This window comes from Eubacterium sp. AM46-8 (assembly GCF_003466705.1).
Lineage (GTDB): Bacteria > Bacillota > Clostridia > Lachnospirales > Lachnospiraceae > Lachnospira.
On the sequence record NZ_QSEU01000003.1, the window covers coordinates 11,814 to 34,253 of the forward strand.

Genomic DNA, 22,440 nt, shown 5'->3' on the forward strand with positions numbered 1-22,440 from the left:
AAAGACATATAGTACCAATAAAATATCGGTATTTTTGTTTTAATGATATCCCCTTGTTTCTCGCCATCCCTTTACATACCACCTGATTCCAACATATACCAGTTGCACGAATAATAAGAGAAATAGCAGATTGATTGGCAATGTTGTCTTTATCCACTTCCCAAAGTAGATAGCTGTTGCCATGCTTATAAGTATTACCATTATGGTAATCATATCCCAACAGCACTTCTTATATAACTCTGCAATCTTTATCTCTATAAATGCTACAAGTATTCCAGCACCCACCAAACATCCACCGCAGATCAGTATTCTTATCAGCCAATATACAATTCCGGCAACGACAGGATTGGATATTCCATTACTAATCTGTGCCATGTTCTTTCCTGTCAGTATAATCCACCCTGCAATGGTCTGTATAAAAGTGGCGATTGTATCAAAGAATACCACGCAATCAGAAATAAATATTTTTGACCGTATCATCTGAAAAAGAGTAGTTGATACGGAATACCATATCAGCAGAAACATCAATGCTTCATACATGGCTGTTTTTGTTTTATATCTGCCTGCCAGTTTTTCTCTCTGCGTATCATACTTTTCCTTGGCTTTCAGATAAGCTGTCAGGTTACAGTTCCCACACTTTTGATAGAGTACTGGCTTTTCAACCGGTATCTCTACTTTTTTCTGATGAGAGAGTGCATAGTCCCGTTCCTGTTCTGCCTGCCTTAGCTTATCTTGACATTCCTCTGTCATGATTTCGGCAGCGTGCGTTTTCTCTTTCTCTCTCTGCAACAATTCTTTTGTTTTCCTCAAGTCGTTCTTTAAGGCTTGAATGTTCCCTGCTCTGTTCTCGCTGTTTAACCTCTCGTTCAAGGTCAGCGATTCGTCGAGCTGCATTTTCAGTTCCCGGATAGTCCTGTCTTTCTGGTCGAGTTCTTCCTGCATCTGCTCTGTCAGCAGAAGCAACTCTTCCAGTTGATCGTCGCTCTTTGAGTTTCTTAATTCGTTCATCAATCGACCTTCCTTTCTCTAATTGCTGTTCAAGTTCAGTAATTCGCTGTTCTGTTTCTGCAATAGCCGGTTCTCGCTGTTTAATTTCTGTGCCAATTCCTGCCATTGCTGATTTTCGTCTGTAAGCTTCTGTATCTGGTCTGTCTTTTCTTCCAGAAGTATCAACAGTTCTTCTGTATCCGGCAAGATTTGAAGCAGTTCTGATAATTCGCTCTCTAATTGCTGCAATCGTTCTTCCTGCTCCTGAAAGCACATCAGCTTCTCGTCCTTTTCCTGTATTTCCTGAAGCATCTCTGCCATGATATTCTGCTGTTCCTCTATCTGTGTAATCATTGCTTCCATCATGGGAATTACTTCTTTGCTTTCTTCTAATGTCATTCAACCACTCCCTCCACATCGACAATGCACCGGATACCTTACCAAAGGTTTCAATTACCTTTTGCAATAGTGCATTTTGTTTTTTAATCATCTGGTTTTCCTCTACCTTCCATGAACCATTCCATATCTGTCCGGTGAGATATTTTTCCTCAATCTTTCTTGCATCCGCACCCTCATGAATCGTAGGGATTTTTAATTTGCCCTGTCTTTCATAAGAGCGGTGGTCAATCTGATTGTCTATGGATAAATGCCGGTTACACATCCCAGCCCATTCGCTTCGCCATAACTCACAATTCTTTGGATTATTCCAGCCGGTAGCATCGGTCAGAACCCGTTTCCATTGTTTTCGGTTTCTTGCCCCGACTTTCTGTACTCCGTTTTCATCAAGTACCGGAATGCGGATTCCATGCCGGTCAGGATTTTTCTTATCCTGCCACCAGTCCGGGTGGGATTCATCAACCACGATATTTCCGTCAGTATCTCTGGCAAAATCCCAGTCCTTGACTTCTTTGCTGCCCCATGAATGATCCAGATTGAATGGTCGCATGGTTACAAGTAAATGCACATGTGGGTTTCCATCGCCCTTATCGTGTATGCTCCAGTCGACACACATTCCCTTATCCACGAAAGTCTTTTGAATATATTCGGTTGTATAATCAATCTGTTCCTGTCTGCTCCATTCTTTCGGCAGGGAAAATTCAAATGAGCGTCCAAGCTGTGCATCTGCATTTTTTTCTATCTTCAATACCTCATTCCATAGACGCTGTTTCTGAAATGTGATTTTAAACTTTTCCAGTGCGGCATCTTTATCATCCGCTCTTTTATAACGGATAGACTGTTGAAACCTTTTTATATTTTCTTCCGGTACATGCAGCCATTCAGGAGGTGCATTTTCGCACATCATCAGACTGGTGTAGACGACTTCCTTTTTGGAAGTATAGTAACTGATTCTGCCTGTTTCCTCATTCTTCATCACATCTCCATTAAGATATGCCGATGCGGATATGACAGATTTTCCTTTACTGCGCCCGACAATCTTTACTGTAAAGTGAAATATCGCCATGATACGATTCCCCCTTTCTGCCGTATCCGGCATTGATTTCCGACAGCATCTTCTTCTGGTTTGGCAGAAGTGAAGCTGTCGGAACGCCCTCTGCGCAAGAGTGCCCCCTGCGGCATGAGCAGGTCTGGCTGAAAGCCCCGCCGACGGAACGAGCCCGGCAAGCGTAAGCGCAGACCGGTTGCCACTTGTGGCAAACTTATAAGGACGACCTCTGGTTGTCCATAAGTGCGCCCTTCATTCAAAGGCAATGAAGGGAATGGAAAAACCACTCCCTCCGCCATTACACTTCCTCCATATCTGTAAGTGGCTCTTTCTGCATCGCCTTTGAGAAAAACTTTCCGTTTGTTTCCTGCCTTTTTAAGAAGCCTATCAACTTTGGTAAATCTTCCTCCTCAATCGGACAGCCAAGAACCGATTCCACTGCGCCACCAATCTGACAGAGCCTATGGGTTCGTTTTTTACTTTCCTCTGCTTTCTTTCGCTTTTCCAGTTCCTTCCGCTGTGCAATGAGCTTTTTTGTAGCTTCAATGCTTTCCTGTTCCTTTTTCTCTAATGCACGTATTCTTTCTTCATAAGTCTTTGTTGATTTCGCCATATCGTCTTCATCCTTTCTTTTTCCGATAAACAACAGTTCCCGGTTGCATATCAGGAGAAGCACATGGTATAATCCTCTTGCGTGTAGGTATATCATGGCTTCGGTCTGATAGAACCTTTGGCGGTTTCTTAGGAAGCCGCCTTTTTAAGTTGCCACATTTCTTGTGACAGCTTTTACATTTCCTTTATCCCTCAGATCACGCCCCTCGTTGGCTTCCATGAACTTTTCCAGAATGTCAGTTTTAATAAGGACTTTTCTTCCGACCTTTAATACCGGAAGCTTCTTCCATTCAACCAGCTTTCTCAAAGTGTTTCTGCCAATTCCTGTATAGTCGGCTGCTTCCTCGATGGATAATGCAATCTTTCTTTCCGTCATCTTGTCACCTCCTTATAAATTGCATTATGCAATTTTTGTTGTGCTGTTAGTATAGCGGTTTTATATTGTGTTGTCAAGCGTTATGAAATTTTAAAAATAATTATTATATTGCATATTGCAATTATGTGAGGTACATGCTATAATTCATACATACCGAAAAAGGAGGCAATCAGCATGAAAGATAAAGAACTACGCAAGCTGATAGGTAGCAGGGCAAAACAGCGTCGTCTGGAATTAAATCTGACACAGCCTTATGTTGCAGAGAAGATGGGAGTTACCGCTTCCACAATCCTGCGTTATGAGAATGGTTCGATTGACAATACCAAAAAGATGGTGCTGGAAGGTCTTTCGGAAGCACTTCATGTATCTATTGAATGGCTCAAGGGGGAAACCGATGAATACGAAACCGATATTACGGATAAGAAAGAATTACAGATTCGTGATGCAATGGGCGATATTCTCAAACAGTTACCTCTCGACCTTAGTAAAAAGGAAGATGCTTTTTCCAAAGATTTACTGCTGTTGATGTTAAAGCAATATAACCTGTTTCTTGAATCATTCCAGTTTGCCTGCAAGAATTACAAGGGCAACACGAATGAAGCGGATATTGCAAAGGCAATGGGATTTGAATCGAATGATGAATATAACGAGATTATGTTTCTCCGGGAGATCACCCATACCGTTAATGCCTTTAATGATATGGCAGATATTGTAAGGCTCTATTCCAAGAAACCGGAAATGGCAGAACAAAGGCTTGAAAATCTTTTATCAGAAGTTTTGTATGAGGATTCCGATTCGGTATAGAACGACAACCGGAGTTATGATACAATGAGCACGAGCAAGTCAGGCTGTTTACAGATTTGACGAGCGGCGAATTGGCTTATGGACTTGTCCATAAGATGCCTACACGCAAGAAGCATTTCATCAGTTCCGATTGTCTGATATCGAAAGGAGACACACGATTATGGCAAAAGGATCTGTAAGAAAAAAAGGAAAGAAATGGTACTACCGCTTCTATGTAGAAGATGCAAGCGGCAATCTGGTTCAGAAAGAATACGCTGGAACAGAAAGCAAAAGTGAAACGGAAAAACTGCTCCGTCAGGCAATGGACGATTACGAAAGCAAGAAATTCATTGCAAAGTCGGAAAATATTACAGTTGGAGAATTACTTGATATATGGGCAGAGGAAGAATTAAAGACCGGTACTCTCAGTAATGGGACAGTCCAGAATTACCTTGGTGCTATTACCAACATCAAGAAGCATCCAATTTCAGAGAGAAAGTTGAAAAATGTAACATCTGAGCATTTACAAGCCTTCTTCGATCTGCTTTCCTTTGGTGGCACTTATCCAGATGGTTCAGAAAGAAAAGGTTACAGCAAAGATTACATTCGTTCTTTCTCGGCAGTATTACAGCAGTCATTCCGGTTTGCAGTATCACCAAAGCAATATATCACTTTCAATCCGATGCAGTATATTAAGCTGAAATACCAGACGGATGAGGTTGACCTGTTTTCTGATGATGACATGGATGGCGATATACAGCCAATTCCACGAGAGGATTATGAAAGACTGATTGAATTTCTACAGGATTACAATCCACCGGCAATACTTCCAATCCAGATAGCTTATTATGCAGGACTTCGTATCGGTGAAGCCTGTGGTCTGGCATGGCAGGATGTAAATCTTGAAGAACAGTGCCTTACGATCAGACGCAGTATCCGATATGATGGTTCAAGGCACAAGAATATCATCGGACCAACCAAACGAAAAAAGGTAAGGATTGTTGATTTTGGAGATACACTGGCAGAGATTCTTCGCAATGCCCGAAAGGAACAACTTAAAAACCGAATGCAGTACGGAGAACTTTACCACAAAAACTACTACAGAGAAGTAAAAGACAAAAACAGAGTTTACTATGAGTTCTATCATCTGGACGGAACAGAGAATGTTCCAGAAGATTATAAGGAAATATCCTTTGTCTGCTTAAGACCGGATGGAAGTTTGGAACTGCCAAGCACGTTAGGAATTGTTTGCAGGAAGATTGCTCAGAAACTGGATGGATTTGAAGGATTTCATTTTCACCAGTTGCGACACACCTACACAAGCAACCTTCTGGCAAATGGAGCAGCTCCGAAAGATGTACAGGAACTGTTAGGACACTCAGATGTCAGTACCACAATGAATGTCTACGCCCATTCCACAAGAAAAGCCAAGCGGGAATCCGCAAAGTTACTTGATAAAGTGGCAGGCAACGACTAAATAAAACTTTCCCTTATTTCCCTTACGATTATCTCATAAGGGCAAAAATAAGGGAAAATACATATCATTTCACTAATGAATGGGCTGAAAATCCTGTAAAATAGGGAAAGTTAGAAAGATATTTCGGCAAACTTGAAATTGTAGGGGAGTCGCTTGGTGGTTCGAGAATTAATATTGCACAGATTGACGGAATTACTACGAATTTCTCAGGAGATTACCCGACTCTGGTTGTTCATAATATGGATCAGCCAGGGCATGTTGCGGAAGTTACTTCAATGCTTGCACATAAATCTGTCAATATTGCCACAATGCAGTTATACAGGGCCAACAGGGGCGGTAATTCTGTTATGGTGCTTGAATGCGACCAGGAAGTACCAGAGGACGGAATTAACTGGTTAAGGCATGCGGAAGGGGTTGTTAAAGTGACTTATCTTGGTATGATGTGAATGCATGATATGACAATGTGATATAACATTTTAATCAAAGATAAATGTTGTAATTAAATATAGATATTGAATATAGTAATTGGAGTTATCAAAAGCAGGAGGTTTTATGGCAGAATATCATTCAATAAGTGACCTTGTAAAATTAAGCATAGATAATAATCAGGAAATCTGGCAGGTTGTTCTTACGGGACAGGCACAGGACAAAATGATGTCAGAACGTGATGTATTTGCACAGATGAAGCAGATGTACCGGGCAATGAAAAGCGCAGATGAATTATACGACTGGCAGCTAAAATCGCCCAGTGGAATGGCAGGAGGCGACGGATACAGAATGCGTCAGTATAATGAGTCGGGCAATAATATCTGTGGAGATTTCATAGGCATGGTTATGGAGAAGGCACTTAAAATGGGCGAATCCAATGCATGCATGAAAAGAATTGTTGCTGCGCCTACCGCGGGGTCGTGTGGCGTTATACCAGCCGTGTTGTTGTCTTATGAAAAATGTTTTAATGTTACAGAAGAGGAATGTGTTAAAGCACTTTTAATTGCTGCAGGAATTGGAGCAGTGATTGCTGAAAATGCATCTATTGCAGGAGCGGCAGGAGGCTGTCAGGCAGAGATTGGTTCAGCAAGTGCAATGGCAGCTGCTGGACTTGCATATATGCAGGGAGCAGACAGCAAAGGCTGTGCCAATGCGCTTGCACTTGCGTTAAAGAGCATGCTCGGACTTACATGTGATCCAGTGTGTGGTCTAGTTGAAGTTCCATGTATTAAGAGAAATGTTTCTGGGGCTGTCAATGCGATTACAGCAGCACAGATGACAATGGCAGGTATTAAAAGCGTAATTCCTGCTGATGAGGTCATAGATTCCATGAGAAGAATAGGAGATGACATGCCAGCATGTCTTAAAGAAACCGGAGAAGGAGGACTGGCAATAACACCCACTGCAAGGGGGTATAAAGAGGAAATAAATAATATTGACAACTAATGTCATAAAAATTGACAAAAATTCGACAAAAATACTGTTTTTTTTCGAAATTTAGCAAAAAATCTGTTGATTGACATAAATAATATGCTATAATATAAATGAAAGCGAGAAAAATTGAATTTGTTTGAATGAGTTTGATTGACTTTGCTGATAACATTACACAAAGATATAAGGATAACTCCATAATTCCTTATATTTGACTATATTTCTATCCCCTCTACTCATCCCCGGTTCCCCCAGAACCGGGGAAGTTTTTTATATGCTGGAATACTGTAGCAGTAAGCTATGAGAATGTACATGGAAAGTACACTGCGGAGAAATAAAATGTGTTATAATATCCCAACGTTGTTATATTTAATGATATGCACAGAATTTCTAAGATGGAGTTAATCATGACAAGAAAAGAACTTAATGAAATTAAATCACAATATACATTAGAGAATTGTGGAATATTAAGATTATGCGGCTGCTATGTTGATGGCGAGCGAAATAAAATAACACAGTTTAATGAGAATTTTCTTAATCTTCCAGAAGAAGAGAAGCACAAATATTTTGATATATTTAAGAAGACTCTTTCAGGTACACCGGGAAAGAATCTTATTGATATGAAGTTTAATGTTGATGCATATGCTGATGAAGGTGCAAGAACATTTTTAATGAACTTAAGAGACAGTGGTCTTAAAGATGAACGACTTCTTGATGAATTCTATGACAGGATTATTAATAATTACAGTTATGTTGGCAATTATCTGATTATTCTTATTAATCAGGTGTATGACATTCCAACGGTTACGACTGATAATATTGAGATGGAAGATGCATCTGATGAGGTTTACAGCTACATTTTATGCAGTATATGTCATGTTAATCTTTCTAAGCCGGGGCTTGGCTATGATGAGGAGGATAATAATTTCCACGATAAGAAGCAGAATCATATGGTTGATGCGCCTGATGTAGGATTTCTGTTTCCTGCATTTAATAAGAGAAGTGCAGATGAGGATATGACGATGTTTTATACTAAAGATGTGAGCGAGTTTGAAGACGGGCTTCTTGACTGCCTTCTTGACTGCGCAGTTCCGCTTCCTGCCAAGCAGCAGAAGGAAACATTTACATCGCTTGTAAGCGAAGCACTTGGTGAAGAAGCTGACCTTCAGGTTGTGAAGAATATCCACGAGAATCTTGAGCAGATTATAGAGGAGAAGAAGCAGGAAAGTGCGGCGCCTGTTATGCTTGATAAAAATGAGATGAAGGATCTGCTTGAAAAGAGCGGCGTTAAGGAAGAAAGGCTTGAGAATTTTGAGGAACATTTTGAAATGGCTGCTGGAGAGCATGGAAAGCTGGTTGCATCAAATGTTTCATCTGGAAAGAAATTTGAAGTAAAGACGCCAGATGTTGTAATTAAGATTAATTCAGATAAAACTGACATTGTAAGTACTCAGGTTATTGATGGAAGACAGTGTCTTGTAATCCAGATTGATGAAAGACTTGTGGTTAATGGCATTTCAGTTAATCCGGATACAGGTGAGGTTATAGACAGAAATGTGGAAGAGTATATAGAATAATGAAGATGGAAAGGATGAGGCTGTATGACATTGAAGAAGTTGCTGCATAATTTCAATGGACATCTTCACACAGTTAATGCGCACAGAAGACTGGTAAGAAAATACTGCTTTAAACTTGGAATTTACAGGCAGGGGCTGATGCATGATCTGTCAAAGTATTCGCCATCTGAATTTATACCGGGAGTGAAGTATTATCAGGATGGACACAGAAGTCCCAATAATGCACAGCGTGAAGATGAGGGGGTTTCTAAGGCATGGCTGCATCATAAAGGCAGAAATAAGCATCATTTTGAATACTGGATAGATTATGATGTTGACGGTAGCAGAACTGTACTTGCCGGTATGAAGATGCCGGTCAAATATGTTGCTGAGATGTTCTGTGACAGGATTGCTGCCAGCAGGATATATAACAAAGAAAAATATAAGGATTCAGACCCTTTGGATTATTATATTAAAGGACTTGGACATTATATTATGCATCCGGAAACAGATGCGCTTCTTCATAAGCTCCTACAGATGCTTGCAGACAAAGGTGAAGAGTATACATTTGAATATATAAAGAAAAATGTGCTTAAGAAGTAGTGTAAGAAATAAAATGATATGAAAAGATACAAGTTCCCCGGAGTGTTGTTATAGATACAATACTCCGGTTTTTTTCTAGATTTTTTCAAGTGCTGATACAAGGTCTTTTAATTGTGCATGTATTTTCTTACGATTGATATCAGAATATCCAACTCCATTGGCAATTCTGTAAAGGTATTCCTGAAAGTTCTGCACAAGCTGTGGATGATTAAAATCAAAAACCATGCTTGGGAAAGCAGTTCTTATTAAAAGTGCCTCAGAACTTTCGTTGACGATTATGCATACATTGTCGTCAGGTTTGTATTCAATCGGAACGAAATAATAATCAGGATGAGTGTCCATTATATTGATTATATTCCTAAGATGCATGGCATATGTTTTAGGAGTGTAATATACAGGAACATTCTGTTTCATAACAGGAAAAATTACAGGAACACGACCTGTCATAATCTGTCTGACGGTTGCCAGGGGACAGATATCAATATTCCGTGTGCCATCAGACAATATTTCACGCTGGTAAGCTGCTTTCATACTAACGCCGAGGCTGTCAGGATTGTCAGATAGGAATTGTGCTATAAGTTCTGAAGGCATTGCAGCAGGAGGAAGGCAGAGACCTTTCTGTATATGTGATGCATGGGTGTTTAGGAATTTCTGGAAACACGTTGAGACATCTTCAGCGGATTCGTATATATTCATTGTTGGACGACAGTATGATAAAAATGTCTTGAATTCAACTTCTTTGGTTGAGACAATTGCTGACTCTGCAGTAAGTACAGTAAATGTCTTGTCAGGAATCGAAGAAAGACAGTCTGAATATACGGCTGCATACCCTGGATATATTATGCTTATCTTAGAAAAAAGATTATCTCTCATTCTTGGATAATAATATGATTTTACATGACCTGTAAGAAATGCAGGAATCCAATAGAAGAATTCTTCAAAAAATTGTGTTGTGTTAACAGGTGATGGTGAGATAAGGCATATTTCATACCCATAATCTAACAGCTTCATAATAAGTTCCTGCAGGAAATCTATAATGTCTTTGTTGTCAAATATACTGTACACATCATCATCTACCCATACATATATTGTTGCCGGGTCTTCGAGCGTCAGAAGGTAGTTAATGAAACTGAGAATCGCCTGGCGTTTTCCGGTACAGCTGTATAATACACTTGTCGCATTAGGTACAACATCAATTGTTCTTATGCCTTGTGTTGTGTTAGTTGATGACGATGAAATATTCTCATTGAGAATGCTGTCAACGAGATTACTTGGAACGGGAAGCTCATCAGCAAGCCATTGATAAAGCATCTCTGAATATTCGGATACAGGTCTTGAATGGTAAAACGGGAGTAATCTGCTGCAAGAGCCAGTGCCTTACGCTGGTAGTTAAGTTTTATTAATCCGGCAAAATAGTCCGCCATACGTCTTAGGACGTCTTTATTGCGGGGACATTTTCTTTTGCCATTGCGGTATAGGCTGACTGCGGAATTATCAATGTTGATTGCCGTAGCAAGCGTAGTGTTATTAGTGTTGGTTATGTCCATTAGGAATTTGAATTTGTCATTAAAAGTCATAATGTCTCCTTAAGCAAATGCGTGAACGCCGGAAATAATAAGTGTTGTCAGTGTACGGGCCATATCGTCAAGTGAAGTCTGGTTAGGATTAGTTATCCACTCATAATATGCAGAAATCATTCCACCAGCAACAAAGCTGGAAATTAATGGGTATTGTTCTGGAGGAACGTTCATCTTGATGTCGTTATCAATAAGCTCTTTAAGCAGAGTTTCCTGCAATGCTTTCTGAAGTCTGTTAAATAACATATTACCATTGTCAGAGGCAAAAAGGTCTCTTGCTATATCAGCGTCAGACATAATCGTGTTAAGAAAAGCGAACAGAGTCTGTGGTGAAAGCATGTTGTAGTCCTCAGACATAGCGTACATAAGGTCTTTGAGAGATGATATAAGTTCATTGATTCCCTCATCAAGAACATCGTTAACTGTTGAGTAATATGTGTAGAATGTTTTACGGTTGATATTGGCAGCCGCAGCAAGTTCAGTAACAGTAATTGAATTGAGTTTCTTCTTCTGCATAAGTTCAACTAAAGCTTCATATATTGCTCTCTTAGTCTTTAAAATTCTGCGGTCAGGTTTAGCTTCTGTAATAGGATTAGTATCTGATAATTTCTCCATACAAACCTCCAGTCAGTTAATTATTAACTCCATATGAAATACCTATAAAAATTCGATAAAATGGGCATTTGTCAGCCAAATGTATTGTACATCAAATGATAAAAATAGTAAACAAAATGCGACAAAATGTTACATAAGTATCAAAAAAGAAATAATTGACCTTTGATAATATTTGTTAAAAAACATACAATGTTGATTGGAAGTATATTGTGTGTTATTGGAACATGTGTGTATTAATTGTTAAGCTAGTAGAGATGCACAATAAATGTTAATCACAACAAGAGGTTAATCTTATGAAAAAGAAAAATACATTTATTAATGTAACAGCCAGTATGGGAAGAGGTCTTTTATATGCTTACCTGTATATTATGTTCAGACCGAAGATATGTTATCAGAGCAGAAAGGCGAAAGAGGAGATTGAAAAGGGCGGAGTCATATTCATTGGAAATCATGTGGGACACAATGATGGTCAGATGTTTTATATGCTTTTTAGAAACAGTGTCCTCATAATAGCCAAAGACTGGGCTGACAAAAAGATTCTGAAATGGCTTACAAGTGGTGGGAAGTTCATATCGGTTGACCGTTTTGGAACAGATATCACATGGATAAGAGGGGCTTCAGAACATCTTCGTGCAGGTGATAATATGATTATATTTCCAGAAGGACATACTTCCAAGACAGGGGTTATGGACGAATTCAAGCCGGGTTTTGCGATGCTGGCAGTAATGTCAGGGGCGAAGATTGTTCCGGTATATAATAATGGGGAATATCATAAGCTGTTTGGGAAGAGACTTAAGCTGTACGTTGGCGAGCCAATGGAACTTACTAAAGAAGGTAAGGGACTTAATGCTGAGTATCTTGCAGGGGAATGCAAGAGATTCCGGGCGGTTGTGAAGCAGCTCGGAAAGTAGTGGCAGGACGGACGGGGCTGCGGCTGCCACCGGATTTCAATAAAGTAAAAAAGGAGCAAATCATGAATAATTATTTTTATAACATGGTAGATACTGATGAAATGGCTACTTTGAAATATATTCCAACTATTCCAAAGTTTCTTGAATTTATTAATAAGCAATATTCTGATTATCCAGCCATAAGTGACAAGGTTACTACATATACATATGAGGAGCTTGTTTCAAGAGTTGCTAAGAGAGTTACGTTCATTAATTCATTAGGGCTTGAGAAGGGTTCTAACATAGCAGTACTTGCAAAAAACGATCTTGATGCAATGGAACTTTTCCTTGCAATTCCGGCGGCAGGACATGTACTTATTATGCTTCCTAATGCACTTAACGATAAGGCACTTGCGGGAATCAGCATGAAGTTTGACCTTGCCGGTATGTTCGTTGGTAAGGAATTTACAGAGGTTACAGCTAATCTTCCTTGCAAGACATGGTCAAGCAATTCTATTGGTGAGAAAGAAAGTGCATTTGCAGATGTTGAAAAGGATACTACAGCAGCCATATTCTTTACAGGCGGAACTACAGGAGCACCTAAGGGTGCAGTTCATAGCCACGGCTCTATTATGAGAGGTTCATTTAACGGTGTATTCGGACCGGGTAACATTCTTCATAAGAGATATATAGCTATGCTTCCTCTTTCACACATATTTGGTGCGATTATGGGTTATATGGCTAAGCTCTACACTGGCTCACTTACATACACATGTACTGATATGAGAGCCGGTATCGGTGATATTCCTATTGTAAGACCTACAACACTTGTACTTGTTCCTGGTCTTGTTGAGATTATCCTTAACATTGCCAAGCTTAAGGGGAGAGCATTCTTAGGAGATCTTGAGCTTATTATGTGTGGAGCTGCACCTGTTCCTCCAAGACAGATGGCAGAGTGCCGTGAATTAGGAATCACATTATGCGCGGGTTATGGACTTACAGAGTGTGCCAACCTGACATCAGGCAATTGCGATACAGATAAGAAGCCTGAGTCTATGGGACACATTTATCCGGAACAGCAGGTTAAGGTTGTTGACGGAGAACTCTGGATTAAGGGTGACAATGTAATGAAGGAATATTACAAGGATCCTGAGCATACAGCAGAAGTATTAGAAGATGGATGGTTTAAGACAGGTGACCTTGTGGAGTTTGATGATAATGACTGGATATACATCACAGGACGTATCAAGAATCTTATCATTCTTCCTAATGGTGAAAATGTATCGCCAGAAGAGATAGAGGAATTGTTCTACAAGCAGCCGCTTGTAAAGGATTGTCTTGTACAGGAGATGGAAATGAATGGAAACACGGTTATCGGTGTTGAGATTATTCCATATATGCCTGAATTAGAGGGTGCATCCGAGAAAGAAATCCAGAACAGATTGCAGGAAACTGTTAATGAGGTTAATAAGGAACTTCCACCATTCAAGAGAGTGCTTAAGATGAAGGTGAGAACAGAGGATTTTAAGAGATCTGGAGCGATGAAGATATTGAGAAATCAGGGGTAGTGACCGCTGCGTCCGAAGCCGAGCGGGAGCGTGTTTTTGGAGCATAAACCCATAAACCGCAAACCGTCTGAGGACGCCGTCTGCACACCACACCCACTGGATTTCATAAAATAAATAAAAAGGAGATTTAATCATGGTATTTGAGAAGTTAAAGGAAATTTTTGGAAGGGTTATGCCACAGTGTGATCCATCAACTATTACAATGGACAGTGTTCTTACAACAGATTTAGGAGTTGATTCTCTTAATATGATGTTGCTTGCAATAACTGTTGAGGATGAGTTTAAGATTAGATTCAGTTCTGATGCCAAGCTTGAAACTGTTAAAGATATTGTCGATTATGTAGAAGCTAACGCTAAATAGAGGTCACTTATGAGTGAAGTAAAGACAGGGCTTGTACTGGAAGGCGGGGCTATGAGAGGTATTTTCTCAGCCGGAGTTCTTGATTATATGCTTAAGAAAGACATTTATTATGATTACGTTATCGGGGTGTCTGCTGGAGCAGGTAATGCTGTGAATTATGTTTCCAGACAGGAGGGAAGAACTAAAAAGATAATTACCCATGAGAATGCAGAAACCTATTATGGAGTCGGACAGCTTTTTGAGAATAAGAAGATTCTTAATCTTGAAATGCTGGTAGCCGAATATGCACTTAAAGACATTCCTTATGATTTTGACACTTTTTTCGCTTCTAAAACAGAGTGCGAGAGCGTTATTGTAAATTGTGAGACTGGAAAGGCTGAGTATAAGGGCAATTTTAAGACTAAAGATGAATTCTTGAAGTGTCAGATGGCAAGCTGCTCTGTGCCATTTATATGCGAACCTGTTGAAATTGACGGCTATCATTATCTTGATGGAAGCATCATTGATTCGATACCGGTTGAGAGAGCAGTTAAGAAGGGGTGCGACAAGATTGTTGTTGTACTTACCAAACCAGAAGGTTCAAAGCCTACAGATTATTCTAAGGTAAAGAAGCTGATTGAGTGGAGTTACAAAAAATATCCGGAGCTTTGTGAGGTTATGGTTCACAGACGACAGGCTTATGACAGACAGGATAAATTCATGAAAAAGCTTGTTGAAGAGGGCAGGGCCTTTGTTATCCGCCCAGAGGAACAGATGATAAGACATTTTGAGAGTAATAACGAGAAACTTCTTCAGTGCTATCAGTACGGATATGAAACGATGAGAAAACAGTTTAAAGCATTTGAGAAGTTTATGGAGGACTAATAATGAAGGTTTTAGTAGTAAACGGAAGCCCTAAGGGACCTAAGAGTAATACTATGCAGATGACAAATGCGGTTCTTAAGGGACTTAAGGAGACTAATCCAGAAGCAGAGATTGAGCTTCTTACAGTTAAAGATATGGATATTAAGCCATGTATGGGATGCATGAGCTGTTGGGGAAAGACAGCAGGACAGTGCGTTATCAATGATGTTATGCAGGATGTTCATGTTAAATTCATGAATGCAGATGTGATAATATACAGTTTTCCTCTGTATTTCTTTGGCATGCCAGGTCCAATGAAAACATTTGTTGACAGAATAATGCCACTTATGGAGACTTACAAGGGTAAGGTAAGAGATATCGGAGATAATGCGTTTCACGAATTCCGTTATGATGTAAGCGGTAAGAAGTTCTATGTTATATCATCATGCGGATACGGAAGGACTCAGGAGATATATGACGCACTTATCAAGGAATTTAACTTTATCTATGGCAAGGGCAGATATCAGGCTCTCCTATGTCCACAGAGTGAAATGTTTGCAATTCCACCAATGGTAAATCAGATTAATGAATATCTTAAGAGATATACTGAGATTGGTAAGGTTATGGGAAAAGGTGAGGATATCCCTCAGGATATGATTGATTATGCTTCACAGCCAATGATCCCACAGAGAGCATTAGAGAAGCTTATGAACAATTACTGGGATGCAGTTACACCAGAGAATCCTCTTCCAGCTCCTAATTTAAGATAAGAGGCGGCTTATGAAAACATATTATATGTTTGGCGACTCGCTTATGCGCGGGGTTATGCCGGATGAAGCATGGAATTATCACAGTTCAGATGCAATCGGTTTTGAGAAAATGCAGGCACAGTATAATATGAAGTTTTTAAATTTTGCAATGCCGACATTTACATCAGAGAGAGTAAAAATGTGGCTTATACAGATAATGTCAAGTCATCCGGTACCTGATGCTGCATTTCTTGAATGTGGTGGTAACGATTGCGACTATGACTGGAAGTCGATATGTGAGGGTAGATGTGACTATGAACACAGGCACAGAGTTGCCCCACAGGATTTTAAAAAGAATTATGAGGATATGATACATTTGTTGCAGGAAAAGGGAGTTGCAGTAACAGCAGTAATTGCACCTCCGATAGCTATTGAAGTGTATCTTTCACATCTGCTTAAAAGTGGAGTGGATAAAGATATTATGTCAGAATATGTGAACTCAGTTCAACAGATGGAAGATGAGTTTGCTGAATATGGTGAAATAATGAGAACCGTTGCAAAGGTAAATAATTGTGAAATATTAAGCCTTCGTGAAAGTTTTCTTGCACTTAATGACATTAAGGCATATTATAGTAAAGATGGCATGCATCCGAATGAGGCGGGATATGCTATCATTCGTGATGATTTTACAAAATATTTTTCTTTGTGTGAACGGTGATACTCACATGAGAAGATTTTGCATAATTAGTGGGGATTATATAGAAAGATGAGGAAGAAGAATGTTTAATCTGCGTTTCAAATGTACTGTTATATCAAGCTGGTACATGGTGCTTCATGCTGTACCAAAGGCCAATAAGATGATTGCTAATAAAAGCAGTCATTCTGCAGAAGAACGGTTTGTATATGCCAAGTGGATTATTAACTACATGAGAAAGCATGCCAGAACAAGAACAAAGGTATATGGCAGAGAAAATATTCCGACTGACAGTAATTACATAATGTATCCTAATCATCAGGGTAAATACGATGCATTGGGAATTATTCTCGCACAGGAGAAACCGTGTGGTGTTCTGTGGGGAAAGAAGCAGGCAGAAAGACTTATGAGCCGTCAGGTCTGTGGTCTTATTGATGCAGTAGTTATTGATCTTGACAATAACCGCGATAAAGTAAGAGCAATTATGGATGTGACCAGGCAGGTTAAATCAGGAAGAAACTTCCTTATATTTCCAGAGGGCGGCTACACTGATAATAAGAATGAACTTCAGGAATTTCAGGCTGGCTGCTTTTCATGCAGTTTACAGACTAAGACGCCGATTGTTCCTGTAGCACTTTTTGATTCATATAAATCCATGAACAGCAATACATTTGAGAAAGTTGATACCCAGGTTCATTTTCTGAAACCTATTCTATATTCTGAGTATGGTGAACTTAAGAAAAAAGAAGTCGCCGAACTTGTTAAGAACAGAATTGCGGAAAGAATGGCTCAGATTAAGGCTGGCGAGATTAATGAGAGTTACGAATTGATTGGATAAATTATTGACATATATTATATACACTGATAATCTATTTAAGATTTACTTAATAATAAAGTGGTATGAGGAATATTATGTTGTTTGGTAATAAGAAAAAAAGTGCAAAGTACATAGTAGATGTACATTGTCATATTATGCCGAGAATAGATGATGGTTCCAGAAATATGACAGAAACTATTAAGATGCTCAAGATTGCAGAGTCAGAAGGAATAACACACATGATTGCTACTCCACATTTTAAAAGTGGACATCATAATGCTGCTCCGCAGAAGATTAGTGAGCTTATAAATGCAGTTAACGATGCAGCATCTACGCTTAGAATTAATATGAATCTGTATCAGGGGAATGAAATATTGTACTTTGAGGATATGTGCAGTTATATTGATTCGGGAAAGATTAGCAGGATGAATGGTACTAATCATGTTCTTATTGAGTTCATGCCATCTGATCCATATCAGTATATAAGAAATTCAATCGATGAGATAATTGGTGAAGGATATTATCCAATTATTGCGCATATTGAGAGATATGCATGTATGGTTGCTGATATTGACAATATCAGGGAAATCAAGCATATGGGAGCACAGATTCAGGTTAATGCATCGAGTATAACAGGCAGTATGGGTAAGGACATCAAGAAATTTGTGCACAGACTTCTGAAAGAAGAGCTTGTCGATTATGTTGGAACGGACGCACACAGATGTGAGCACAGCAGAATACCTAAGATGAAGGAATGCACACAACTGCTCTATAAAAAATATGATGAAGCGTATGTAGACAGCATATTATATGGCAATGCATTTGACAGATTGTTAACTGATACTAATACGTTAAAGGAGAACGGATAATGGAACCAAGAAAAAGAACAGATAAGATTGAAGTTAATTTGGGTGATATATTCGGATTATTACTTCATAGAATGTGGATGATACTATTAGTGGGTTTTATATGTGGAGCTGTAGGATTCATATACAGTAACTTTTTCATAACACCACAGTATCAGTCAACAACTAAGGTATATATTCTTAATAAGCAGAACAGTACTTCAGTTACATATAGTGATGTACAGCTTTCAACAACTTTGTCAAAGGATTACGAGCAGCTTGTTACAAGCCGTTATGTAATTGAAGGAGTTATTAAACAGTTAAGTCTCAATGAAACATATGAGAGTCTTGTTGGAAGAGTTTCGGCAGTTAATACTAATGATACACGAATTATTGCAATAACAGTTACGGATTCGAGTGCAGAGCAGGCACAGAAGATAGCTAATGCAGTAAGAGACCTTGCAGCAAAGCATATTACGCAGGTTATGGATATTGAAGCTGTTAATGTAGTAGATTCAGCTAATCTCCCTACAGCACCGGTTTCTCCATCAATTACAAAGTGGACATTTATGGGAATTGTTATTGGTATTATAGCATCAATAATAATTATTATCGTTAAATATCTGCTTGATGATACAATCAAAAGCTCAGAGGATATAGAGAAATATCTGGGTATTAGTACACTTGCGCTTATTCCTATGAATCGTGCTGAATATGAGAATTCTGACAAAAAGAAGTCTTCAAACAATAATAATGGAAAAGTAATGAAGAGTCTGAATGATGCGAAGTCAAAGATTTTCAAATCATAATAGGAATGGAGGACCAGAGATGCAGGAGTTTTTAGTAAAGCAGAGCAATCTTGATTTCAGGACAAGAGAAGCTATAAGATGTTAAGAACTAACATTGAATTTACAGGTGATAATAATAAAGTAATATTTATAACAAGCAGTATGCCAGGTGAAGGAAAGAGTACTGTTGCATTCGAGCTTGCAATGTCATTTGCACAGAATGGAATGAACACATTACTTATAGATGCAGATACAAGAAAGTCTGTTATGAAAAACAGAGGAAAGAAAGGAAAGATTAAGTATGGACTTACACATTATCTTTCAGGCAAGAATCAGCTTAAAGATGTTATATGTATAAGCGATGTTCCTAATTTCTGCATGATATTTGCAGGACCTGTACCACCTAATCCAAGTGAACTTGTTGGTAATGAAAGATTTGCCCAGATGATAGAGGAGACAAGAAATACATTTGATATGGTTATAATTGATACACCTCCAATAGGAAGTGTTGTGGATGCAGCTGTTATATCTAAGGTGTGTGACGGTGGAATTCTTGTAATAGGAGCTGGCGATATAAGCTATAAGTTTGCAAGAAAATCATTAGAGCAGCTTGAAAAGACGGGTTGTAAGATTCTTGGAAGCGTGCTTAATAAAGTTGATGTATCAGGCAGTTCTTATTATGGCAAGTACTATGGAAAGTATTATGGGAAATATTACGGCAGCTATTATGGTAATAGTGAAAACAATAATTGATGATAAAGGAGTGACACATTATATGTGCCACTCCTTTTTGCAAAAATGTGGTAATTATTGATAAAACGAATATGGAAACTTTTATTATACTATGATATTATAAGTGTAAGTTTTTATGTTCGATTTAATAGCAGTGAAGGGGGGAAATATGAGAAAAAAGAAATTATCGATATTATTGTCAGGTGCTCTTCTGGTTGTAAGTATGATTAGTTACATTACAGTGCAAGGAGACTTATTTAATGAATCAGATGCATATATACAGACGGAAAATATAATGAATGATTCTTATGTTGGAAGTTATGTACGGAGTGGGCTTGATAATAATGCTCCGGTGTATGTATCTGATATTACAACTTATGCTGAGAAAGTAATTCCATCCATATATCCATCAGATATATCTTCTTATAAGAAGGCTCGTCCGTCACGAAACCAGAACCTATATGGAACATGTTGGGCATTCTCATCAATAGGGCTTGCAGAATCAGATTTGATTACTAAAGGACAGAGAGATTCAAGTGTAGACCTGAGTGAATTACAGCTTATACATTTTACATATAATTCAGTGACAGATCCACTTAGCGGAACAAAAGGTGACTATTCAAAGTATTACAATGATAATGCCAGCAATTCGTATCTTAACAAGGGTGGCAATTATGAGATGGCAGTCAGAAGACTCAGTCAGTGGTCAGGAGTTGTCAATGAGTCAGATGTTCCATATAGCAATGCCAGCACAGTATATAATAACGGTCTTGACGAAAAATATGCATATGGTTATGATGTGGCGCATCTGCAGAATGCTTATTTAATCAATGCGAAGAAACAGCCGGATGTGGTTAAGCAGCAGATAATGGAGCATGGTGCTGTTGGTACAAGTTATATTCATTATGACAATGCAGCAGATTATTATAATAACTCTTATTATGACTGGCAGGGAATTGTAAGTGACGGTGGTGGACATGCCATTATGATTGTTGGCTGGGATGATGATTATTCTAAAGATAATTTCACGACTTCAAGTAAACCAGCGAATAATGGCGCATGGCTTATAAGAAACAGCTGGGGTACTTATTTTGATTACTTCTGGATGTCTTATGAAACATATTCGCTTCAGGATAATGTATGGGTATTTGATATGTCAGCAGATGATGGGCTGGATAACAATTACCAGCTTGACGGTGGTCTGTATACAGCAACTATAGGTTATTCTAAGGCAGCCAATGTTTTTCATGTATCCAAGAAAGATGGCGTTGATTCAGAGACATTAAAGTCAGTATCTTTATCATGTACACAGACAGCTGATGTGGGATACACAATTGAAATATATACAGACATAACAGACACCGGTAATCCAGCAAGCGGAACTAAGCATGAAGAGGCAACTACAAGTGGAAGAACTACATATGCAGGAATATACACAATTCCTCTTGAACATGAAGTAATTCTTAATCCAGATACATATTATGCAGTTGTTGTGACTGTGGATAAGGGCGGTTTTGAAATTGAATATGGATATTCAGAAAGTACTAATCCAGGTGGCACAGATGACAAGATGGTATGGGAGAATGCTGTAAGTTACTGGGATAATTGTGAGGGAAGCTATTATTATAATGGCTATAATTTCGGAAAGTTTTATTATAATTTCAGAATTAAAGCATTTACATCTAATAATGTTGAGTTAGGAGACCGATTAGAAGGTAATACTTTAAGCATGGATGGAAAGATTGACATGAATTTTTATATGAATCTTCCAGAAAAGGTTGTCAATGATTCAGGTGCATATATGGAATTTACAATGCCAGATGGATGTGTGTCAAAGAAAATGTTATCTGATGCAAGAGTAACATCAGATGGATTGTATGTGTTTTCATGTGGAATATCGCCAAAGCAGATGTCAGATGTAATAAGTGCAAGAATTATAAGTAATGGAATTAAAGGCAATATATATACATATTCAGTAAAGCAATATGCAGAATCTGTGTTTAATGCGGCAGATGGTGTATATTCAGAAGAAGAAATAAATGCGGTCAAGGCAATGCTAAATTATGGAGCAGCAGCACAGCAATATTTTGAATATAACACAGATAATCCAGCTAACTCTATTATGTCAGAGGCAGACAGAGTTATGGATGAGGTTGCATTTGGAACATACAAAGGAAAATTTGTTAATTCAGATAAAATAGAGGGAATTGGATATTATGGAAGTTCTCTTGTGCTTCAATCAGATACTGCTTTAAGGAACTACTTCCAGTTAGACACTGGATATGATATAGCAGATTATGAGTTCTATGAGCAGCAGGCAGATGGAACGAAGAAGATTATTCAACCACAAGAAGCAGATTCTTCTTTATATTATATAGATATTGATAATGTCAAAGCGTATGAGCTTGGAGACAATTATAACATATATATTAAGAAAAAATCCGATGACGCTACAGAGATGATGGTTGAATGTGGAATGTTTGTATATGCAAGATATGTATATCAATATTCAGATGATGAAGCACTTAAGAATCTGATGAAAGCAATGTATCATTATAATAATGCGGCAATTGAATATTTTTACTTTTTTAGTTAAATTAGTGCTTGATATTTTTACCCTATGTTTATATAATGATTAGCAAGGCTCATTTCAGTGTGCGGATTGGTCAGCGTATGTTGAAATATTTTGGGCTGGCTTTAGTTA

The 22,440-nt window shown here is 38.6% G+C and carries 24 protein-coding genes; 17 read left to right on the forward strand and 7 right to left on the reverse strand.

Features of this window, described 5'->3' with window-relative positions; genetic code table 11:
• Positions 1–39: 39 nt before the first annotated feature.
• The 5 genes from DW963_RS02495 to DW963_RS02515 all read right to left on the reverse strand — a co-directional run bounded on the left by DW963_RS02495 (position 40) and on the right by DW963_RS02515 (position 3,419).
• Entirely contained in the window at positions 40–750 is a 711-nt protein-coding gene (locus tag DW963_RS02495) for a DUF6040 family protein (RefSeq protein ID WP_003505369.1), read from the reverse strand.
• Positions 728–2,449, reverse strand: coding sequence for a MobA/MobL family protein (locus DW963_RS02500; RefSeq protein ID WP_117607065.1), 1,722 nt, complete (start codon positions 2,447–2,449; stop codon positions 728–730). Before DW963_RS02500 ends, DW963_RS02495 begins: the two co-directional genes overlap by 23 nt.
• Positions 2,425–2,730, reverse strand: a complete 306-nt coding sequence (locus DW963_RS02505; RefSeq protein WP_005345966.1) for a hypothetical protein — start codon at positions 2,728–2,730, stop codon at positions 2,425–2,427. Before DW963_RS02505 ends, DW963_RS02500 begins: the two co-directional genes overlap by 25 nt.
• Positions 2,730–3,044: a hypothetical protein gene (locus tag DW963_RS02510; protein WP_014080633.1), complete on the reverse strand. Its 315-nt coding sequence runs from the start codon at positions 3,042–3,044 to the stop codon at positions 2,730–2,732. The genes DW963_RS02505 and DW963_RS02510 overlap by 1 nt, the downstream gene beginning before the upstream one ends.
• A gap of 144 nt (positions 3,045–3,188) precedes the next feature.
• Positions 3,189–3,419 carry a helix-turn-helix domain-containing protein gene (locus DW963_RS02515; protein WP_003505382.1) on the reverse strand — a complete coding sequence of 77 codons (231 nt, stop codon included), beginning with the start codon at positions 3,417–3,419 and terminating at the stop codon, positions 3,189–3,191.
• A 174-nt stretch (positions 3,420–3,593) separates the two neighbouring features.
• Here DW963_RS02515 and DW963_RS02520 point away from each other — a divergent pair, with 174 nt between their 5' ends.
• The 6 genes from DW963_RS02520 to DW963_RS02545 all read left to right on the forward strand — a co-directional run bounded on the left by DW963_RS02520 (position 3,594) and on the right by DW963_RS02545 (position 9,257).
• Positions 3,594–4,223: a helix-turn-helix domain-containing protein gene (locus DW963_RS02520; RefSeq protein ID WP_012744229.1), complete on the forward strand. Its 630-nt coding sequence runs from the start codon at positions 3,594–3,596 to the stop codon at positions 4,221–4,223.
• 160 nt (positions 4,224–4,383) lie between these two features.
• Complete coding sequence (locus DW963_RS02525; RefSeq protein WP_015530038.1) at positions 4,384–5,679, forward strand: tyrosine-type recombinase/integrase; 1,296 nt, start codon at positions 4,384–4,386, stop codon at positions 5,677–5,679.
• 239 nt (positions 5,680–5,918) lie between these two features.
• Positions 5,919–6,125, forward strand: coding sequence for an ACT domain-containing protein (locus DW963_RS02530; protein ID WP_353652753.1), 207 nt, complete (start codon positions 5,919–5,921; stop codon positions 6,123–6,125).
• 106 nt (positions 6,126–6,231) lie between these two features.
• The gene (sdaAA, locus tag DW963_RS02535; protein ID WP_117913716.1) at positions 6,232–7,113 is read left to right on the forward strand and encodes an L-serine ammonia-lyase, iron-sulfur-dependent, subunit alpha; all 882 of its coding nucleotides are present in this window, start codon (positions 6,232–6,234) and stop codon (positions 7,111–7,113) included.
• Positions 7,114–7,505: 392 nt separating this feature from the next.
• The gene (locus DW963_RS02540) at positions 7,506–8,675 is read left to right on the forward strand and encodes a DUF4317 domain-containing protein (RefSeq protein ID WP_243004195.1); all 1,170 of its coding nucleotides are present in this window, start codon (positions 7,506–7,508) and stop codon (positions 8,673–8,675) included.
• 24 nt (positions 8,676–8,699) lie between these two features.
• Complete coding sequence (locus DW963_RS02545) at positions 8,700–9,257, forward strand: DUF5662 family protein (RefSeq protein WP_117913718.1); 558 nt, start codon at positions 8,700–8,702, stop codon at positions 9,255–9,257.
• 75 nt (positions 9,258–9,332) lie between these two features.
• On the opposite strand, the gene DW963_RS02550 is transcribed toward DW963_RS02545, so the two are convergent.
• Positions 9,333–10,568 carry a hypothetical protein gene (locus tag DW963_RS02550; RefSeq protein WP_117913719.1) on the reverse strand — a complete coding sequence of 412 codons (1,236 nt, stop codon included), beginning with the start codon at positions 10,566–10,568 and terminating at the stop codon, positions 9,333–9,335.
• A gap of 275 nt (positions 10,569–10,843) precedes the next feature.
• Entirely contained in the window at positions 10,844–11,449 is a 606-nt protein-coding gene (locus DW963_RS02555) for a TetR/AcrR family transcriptional regulator (RefSeq protein WP_117913720.1), read from the reverse strand.
• Between the two features lie 293 nt (positions 11,450–11,742).
• Here DW963_RS02555 and DW963_RS02560 point away from each other — a divergent pair, with 293 nt between their 5' ends.
• The 11 genes from DW963_RS02560 to DW963_RS02610 all read left to right on the forward strand — a co-directional run bounded on the left by DW963_RS02560 (position 11,743) and on the right by DW963_RS02610 (position 22,332).
• The gene (locus tag DW963_RS02560) at positions 11,743–12,360 is read left to right on the forward strand and encodes a lysophospholipid acyltransferase family protein (RefSeq protein WP_117913721.1); all 618 of its coding nucleotides are present in this window, start codon (positions 11,743–11,745) and stop codon (positions 12,358–12,360) included.
• A 62-nt stretch (positions 12,361–12,422) separates the two neighbouring features.
• Entirely contained in the window at positions 12,423–13,907 is a 1,485-nt protein-coding gene (locus DW963_RS02565) for a class I adenylate-forming enzyme family protein (protein WP_286168954.1), read from the forward strand.
• Between the two features lie 133 nt (positions 13,908–14,040).
• Positions 14,041–14,268: an acyl carrier protein gene (locus DW963_RS02570; protein WP_117913722.1), complete on the forward strand. Its 228-nt coding sequence runs from the start codon at positions 14,041–14,043 to the stop codon at positions 14,266–14,268.
• Between the two features lie 9 nt (positions 14,269–14,277).
• Positions 14,278–15,132, forward strand: coding sequence for a patatin-like phospholipase family protein (locus DW963_RS02575; protein ID WP_117913723.1), 855 nt, complete (start codon positions 14,278–14,280; stop codon positions 15,130–15,132).
• Positions 15,133–15,134: 2 nt separating this feature from the next.
• Positions 15,135–15,881: a flavodoxin family protein gene (locus DW963_RS02580; RefSeq protein WP_022097590.1), complete on the forward strand. Its 747-nt coding sequence runs from the start codon at positions 15,135–15,137 to the stop codon at positions 15,879–15,881.
• A gap of 10 nt (positions 15,882–15,891) precedes the next feature.
• Positions 15,892–16,578 (forward strand): SGNH/GDSL hydrolase family protein, encoded by a 687-nt coding sequence (locus tag DW963_RS02585; RefSeq protein ID WP_117913724.1) that lies wholly within the window; start codon positions 15,892–15,894, stop codon positions 16,576–16,578.
• A 61-nt stretch (positions 16,579–16,639) separates the two neighbouring features.
• Complete coding sequence (locus tag DW963_RS02590) at positions 16,640–17,392, forward strand: lysophospholipid acyltransferase family protein (protein ID WP_243269301.1); 753 nt, start codon at positions 16,640–16,642, stop codon at positions 17,390–17,392.
• 74 nt (positions 17,393–17,466) lie between these two features.
• Positions 17,467–18,240 (forward strand): CpsB/CapC family capsule biosynthesis tyrosine phosphatase, encoded by a 774-nt coding sequence (locus tag DW963_RS02595; RefSeq protein WP_117913725.1) that lies wholly within the window; start codon positions 17,467–17,469, stop codon positions 18,238–18,240.
• Positions 18,240–19,025, forward strand: a complete 786-nt coding sequence (locus tag DW963_RS02600) for a YveK family protein (protein WP_207740266.1) — start codon at positions 18,240–18,242, stop codon at positions 19,023–19,025. Before DW963_RS02595 ends, DW963_RS02600 begins: the two co-directional genes overlap by 1 nt.
• A gap of 78 nt (positions 19,026–19,103) precedes the next feature.
• A complete protein-coding gene (locus DW963_RS02605; protein WP_117913727.1) occupies positions 19,104–19,757 on the forward strand; it encodes a polysaccharide biosynthesis tyrosine autokinase in 654 nt (217 codons plus the stop codon).
• A gap of 148 nt (positions 19,758–19,905) precedes the next feature.
• Positions 19,906–22,332, forward strand: a complete 2,427-nt coding sequence (locus DW963_RS02610; RefSeq protein WP_158568607.1) for a C1 family peptidase — start codon at positions 19,906–19,908, stop codon at positions 22,330–22,332.
• The last annotated feature ends 108 nt before the right edge of the window (positions 22,333–22,440 follow it).